This window comes from Streptomyces recifensis, assembly GCF_002154615.1.
Lineage (GTDB): Bacteria > Actinomycetota > Actinomycetes > Streptomycetales > Streptomycetaceae > Streptomyces > Streptomyces griseoluteus.
The window spans coordinates 1-5,324 of sequence record NZ_MUNH01000298.1 but is presented as its reverse complement, the minus strand read 5'-3'; the positions used below and the strand labels follow the sequence as shown (position 1 = coordinate 5,324).

Sequence of the window (5,324 nt, the reverse complement as noted above, 5' to 3'; positions counted from 1 at the left end):
CGGCTCGGCGCGGGCGGGATGGGCGTGGTCTATCTCGGCTCGGACAAGAAGGGCCAGCGGGTCGCGCTGAAGGTGATCCGGCCCGATCTCGCGGAGGACCAGGAGTTCCGGTCGCGGTTCGCGCGCGAGGTGTCCGCGGCCCGGCGCATCCGGGGCGGCTGCACGGCGCGGCTGGTGGCGGCGGACCTGGAGGCCGAGCGGCCCTGGTTCGCGACGCAGTACGTGCCCGGCCCGTCCCTGCACGACAAGGTCGCCGAGGAGGGCCCGCTGTACGCGGCCGACACGGCGGCGATCGGCGCGGCCCTGTCCGAGGGGCTGGTGGCGGTGCACGAGGCCGGTGTGGTGCACCGGGACCTCAAGCCGTCCAACATCCTGCTGTCTCCCAAGGGCCCGAGGATCATCGACTTCGGCATCGCCTGGGCCACCGGCGCCTCCACGCTCACCCATGTCGGTACGGCGGTGGGCTCCCCCGGCTTCCTGGCGCCGGAGCAGGTGCGCGGGGCGGCGGTCACCCCGGCCACCGACGTGTTCTCGCTGGGCGCGACCCTGGCGTACGCCTCGACCGGTGACTCCCCCTTCGGGCACGGCAGTTCCGAGGTCATGCTGTACCGGGTGGTGCACGAGGAGCCCCATCTGCACGGGGTGCCGGACGCGTTGGCGCCGCTGGTGCGGGCCTGTCTGGCGAAGGATCCCGCGGACCGGCCGAGCACGCTCCAGCTGTCGCTGCGGCTCAAGGAGATCGCGGCCCGCGAGGCACAGGGGCTCGGTGAGGCACGGCCGCCCGGGCCGCGGACGCCGGTGTCGGACCGGGCCTCGGTGCGGCTCGCGGACACCTCGCCCGACCAGCAGCGCACCACGCAGCGCCGGGCCGCTCCCGGTACCCCGCCGCCGCGCGGGGCCGCGCCCTCGCGGGGCGGGGCTCCTTCGCGCGGCGGTGTCGCGTCCCGGCCCGGTACCCGTCCGGGCCCGTCCGGGCGGGGTACCGGCAACCGGCCCGCTCCGCGCAGTGGCGCGGGCCGTCCCGCTCGTACCACGGGGACCAAGCTCCGCCCGGCCAATCCCCGGCTGCTGCGCCAGCGGCTGACCGTGTTCGTGGTGGTGACGCTGCTGGTCGCCCTGGGCATCGCGGTGGCGCAGGGCTGCTCCGGCCCGGCGCGCGGCCTGGGCGGGGACGGCGGCGAGCAGCGTACGGGCGTCCGGCAGGGTTCCGTGCCCGGGGACGCTCAGGGGCGCGTGGCGTAGAAGGCGACCGCCGAGGCCGCCGCCACGTTCAGGGAGTCGACGCCGGCCTCCATCGGGATGCGCACATGGACGTCGGCCGCCGCGAGCGCGGCCGGGGAGAGTCCGTCGCCCTCGGTCCCCAGCATCAGCGCGAGCTTCTCCGGGCGCCGGGCGGCGAGTTCGTCCAGGTCGACGGAGTCCTCCGAGAGGCACAGCGCGGCCAGCTCGAAGCCGTGCGCGCGGAGGGTGTCCGCGTCGTGCGGCCAGGACTCCAGGCGGGCGTACGGCACCGCGAAGACCGTACCCATGGAGACCTTCACCGAGCGCCGGTACAGCGGGTCGGCGCAGCGGGGGGTGAGCAGTACGGCGTCCACCCCGAGGGCGGCGGCGTTGCGGAAGGCGGCGCCCAGGTTGGCGTGGTCGACCATGTCCTCGAAGAGGGCGACCCGGCGCGGGGTGCCGTGGGGGCCGGCGGACTCCAGCAGCTCGGCCGGGGTGGGCAGCGGGTTGCGGGCCATGGAGGCGAGGGCGCCCCGGTGGACGTGGTACCCGGTGACGCTCTCGGCCAGCTCGGGGCTCACCACGTAGACCGGGCAGGTCAGTTCGTCGATGAGGTCGGCCATGGTGTCGACCCACTTGGGGGTGAGCATCATCGAGCGCATGCCGTAACCGGCGTTCCCGGCGCGGCGGATGACCTTCTCGCCCTCGGCGATGAACAGTCCCTCGGCGGGTTCGCGCCTGCGGCGCAGGGCCACGTCGGTGAGGTTCGTGTAGTCGTGCAGGCGCGGGTCGGCGGGGTCGTCGACGGTGATGAGCTGGGCCACGGGGTGCTGGTGCCTTGTTCTTCCGGAGGGGTCAGGGCTGTTCGGTGGGCGGGGTCGCGTTCACCACGGCGCCGATGACGATGACCGCCGGGGGCTTCACGGCCTCGGCGCGTACGGTCTCCGCCACGGTGGCCAGCGTCGCGTCCACCCGGCGCTGGGCGGCGGTGGTGCCCTCCTGGACGAGGGCGACGGGGGTCTCGGGGGCCTTGCCGTGGGCGATCAGGGTCTCGGCGATCTTTCCGATCTTGTCGACGCCCATCAGGACGACGAGGGTGCCCCTCAGGCGGGCCATCGCGGGCCAGTCGACCAGGGAGCGGGCGTCGTCGGGGGCCACATGGCCGCTGACCACGGTGAACTCATGGGCGACCCCGCGGTGGGTGACGGGTATCCCGGCGGCGGCCGGCACCGATATCGAGCTGGAGATGCCGGGGACCACGGTGCAGGGGATGCCCGCCTCGGCGAGCGCCTGCACCTCCTCCATGCCCCGGCCGAAGACGAACGGATCGCCGCCCTTGAGCCGCACCACGGACTTGCCCTGCTTGGCGTGCTCGATCAGGGCGTTGTTGATGGCCTCCTGGGCCATGTACCGGCCGTAGGGGATCTTGGCCGCGTCGATGACCTCGACGTGCGGCGGGAGTTCGGCGAGCAGGTCGCGCGGGCCGAGCCGGTCGGCGATGACGACATCGGCCTCGGCGAGCAGCCGCCGGCCCCGGACGGTGATCAGGTCCGGGTCGCCCGGGCCACCGCCGACCAGGGCGACACCGGGCGTGCGGGTGCGGTGATGGGGGGCGACCAGGGTGCCGTCGCTCAGGCCCGCCACGACCGCGTCGCGGATGGCGGCGGTGTGCCGGGGGTCGCGGCCGCGCGCGCTGGTGGTGAGGACGGCGACGGTCACGCCCTCGCTGGTGCCGGTGGCGGGCGTCCAGGCGGTGGCCTGGTCGGCGTCGTCGGAGCGGACGCACCAGACGCGGTGGGCCTCGGCCTCGGCGGAGGCCGTGGCGTTGGCGACGGCGTCGCTGGTGGCGATCAGGGCGTACCAGGCGCCGGAGAGGTCGCCCTCGGCGTACGGGCGGCGCAGCCAGGTGATCTCGCCGGCGTCGGCCATCGCCTCGACGGAGGGGGTGGCCTCCGGGGAGACGAGGAGGACGTCGGCGCCGGCCGCGATCAGCGCCGGGAGGCGGCGCTGGGCGACCTGGCCGCCGCCGAGGACGACCACGCGGCGACCGGTCAGGCGGAGGCCCACGGGGTAGGCGGGGTGTTCGGCCATGAGGTGCGGCTCCTCGTGCGGTGTGCGGTGGGCGCGCCGCGCCTTCGGAGCGGCCCTGACGTGCGGATCTTAATGTCCGGGCCCCTGGTGGGGCACGGGTGGTCCGGCTGGTGAGCTCCGGACCGGACCGCCCGTGGCCGTCGGCTGCTTCCCGGTGACGCTACTTCTCGGTGACGCCCGCCGAGTCGAACGTCGCCACCTCGTGCATCGCGCGGGCCGTGCTCTGCACCAGCGGCAGCGCCAGCAGCGCGCCGGTGCCCTCGCCCAGTCGCAGGTCGAGGTCGACCAGCGGGCGCAGGCCCAGCTTGTTGAGCGCGGCCACATGGCCGGGCTCGGCGCTGCGGTGACCGGCGATGCAGGCCGCCAGCACCTCGGGGGCGATGGCACGGGCGACCAGCGCGGCGGCACCGGCGCTCACCCCGTCCAGGATCACCGGTGTGCGCAGCGACGCGCCACCCAGCAGCAGGCCGACCATGGCCGCGTGCTCGAAGCCGCCGAGGGCCGCGAGGACGCCGATCGGGTCGGCCGGGTCCGGCTGGTGGAGTTCCAGCGCGCGGCGGACGACCTCGGTCTTGCGGGCCAGGGTCTCGTCGTTGATGCCGGTGCCCCGGCCGGTGACCTCGGCCGGGTCGGCGCCGGTGAAGACGGAGATCAGCGCGGCGGAGGAGGTGGTGTTGGCGATGCCCATCTCTCCGGTGAGCAGCGCCTTGTTCCCGGCGGCGACCAGGTCGCGGGCGGTCTCGATGCCGACCTCGATGGCGGCTCTGGCCTCCTCGCGGGTCATCGCGGGCCCGGTGGTCATGTCGGAGGTGCCGCCACGGATCTTGCGGGGCAGCAGACCGGGGGTGGCGGGCAGGTCGGCGACGACACCGACGTCCACCACGCACACCTCGGCGCCGACCTGGTTGGCGAAGGCGTTGCAGACCGCGCCGCCGCCCAGGAAGTTGGCGACCATCTGCCCGGTGACCTCCTGCGGCCACGGGGTGACGCCCTGGGCGTGCACACCGTGGTCACCGGCGAACACGGCCACGGCCGCGGGCTCCGGGATGGGCGGCGGGCACTGCCGGGACAGGCCGGAGAGCTGCGCGGAGATGATCTCCAGCATGCCGAGCGCGCCGGCCGGCTTGGTCATGCGCTTCTGCCGCTCCCAGGCCTCCCCGAGCGCCTTGGCGTCCAGCGGGCGGATCTGTGCGACGGTCTCGGCAAGCAGGTCGTGGGGGTCCTCTCCGGGCAGGGCGCGGCGGCCGTACGTCTCCTCGTGCACCACCCAGGACAGCGGGCGGCGCTTGGACCAGCCGGCCTGCATCAGCTCGGGTTCGTCCGGGAACTCGTCGACGTACCCGACGCACAGGTAGGCGACGACCTCCAGGTGCTCGGGCAGGCCGAGCGCGCGGACCATCTCCCGCTCGTCGAAGAAGCTGACCCAGCCGACGCCGAGGCCCTCGGCGCGCGCGGCGAGCCAGAGGTTCTCCACCGCGAGCGCGGAGGAGTACGGCGCCATCTGCGGCTGGGTGTGCCGGCCCAGGGTGTGGCGGCCGCCGCGGGTGGGGTCGGCGGTGACGACGATGTTCACCGGGGTGTCGAGGATGGCCTCGATCTTCATTTCCTTGAACTGCTTCGCCCGGCCCTTGGGCAGCGACTTGGCGTACGCCTCGCGCTGGCTCATGGCGAGGTCGTGCATCGCGCGCCGGGTGTCGGCGGAGCGGATGACGACGAAGTCCCAGGGCTGCGAGTGGCCGACCGAGGGGGCGGTGTGGGCCGCCTCCAGGACGCGCAGCAGCACGTCGTGCGGGATCGGGTCGCTGCGGAAGCCGTTGCGGATGTCACGGCGCTCGCGGATCACCTTCAGTACGGCTTCGCGCTCGGCGTCGTTGTACGCGGGCGCGGCCGGGCCCGGCGGGAGGGCGGGCCCGGGGTCCTCGTCCTGGTCGGCGTCGTTGGTGGCGAGGTCCTCGGCGTGCTGGACGAGCTCCGGTGCCTCGGTCACGGGGCTCTGCGGGGCGGCGGCGTCC

4 protein-coding genes are annotated in these 5,324 nt (G+C 74.7%); 1 reads left to right on the top strand and 3 read right to left on the bottom strand.

Annotated features, from left to right (window positions below; all coding sequences use genetic code 11):
* A partial coding sequence (locus CCN33_RS17035) for a serine/threonine-protein kinase (protein ID WP_086694451.1) occupies nucleotides 1-1,242 on the top strand: 1,242 nt, incomplete at its 5' end.
* On the opposite strand, the gene CCN33_RS17030 is transcribed toward CCN33_RS17035, so the two are convergent.
* From CCN33_RS17030 to cobT, 3 genes are all read right to left on the bottom strand, one after another.
* Entirely contained in the window at nucleotides 1,224-2,045 is an 822-nt protein-coding gene (locus CCN33_RS17030; RefSeq protein WP_086694449.1) for a TrmH family RNA methyltransferase, read from the bottom strand. The two genes, CCN33_RS17035 and CCN33_RS17030, sit on opposite strands and share 19 nt — an antisense overlap.
* A 31-nt stretch (nucleotides 2,046-2,076) precedes the next feature.
* Nucleotides 2,077-3,312 carry a uroporphyrinogen-III C-methyltransferase gene (cobA, locus tag CCN33_RS17025; RefSeq protein WP_086694448.1) on the bottom strand — a complete coding sequence of 412 codons (1,236 nt, stop codon included), beginning with the start codon at nucleotides 3,310-3,312 and terminating at the stop codon, nucleotides 2,077-2,079.
* Between the two features lie 160 nt (nucleotides 3,313-3,472).
* A partial coding sequence (cobT, locus tag CCN33_RS17020; RefSeq protein ID WP_140394571.1) for a nicotinate-nucleotide--dimethylbenzimidazole phosphoribosyltransferase occupies nucleotides 3,473-5,324 on the bottom strand: 1,852 nt, incomplete at its 5' end.

Bases quoted from the DNA above. Each gene is read 5' to 3' on its own strand.
- cobA (WP_086694448.1), bottom strand. From the start codon at position 3,312: ATGGCCGAACACCCCGCCTACCCCGTGGGCCTCCGCCTGACCGGTCGC.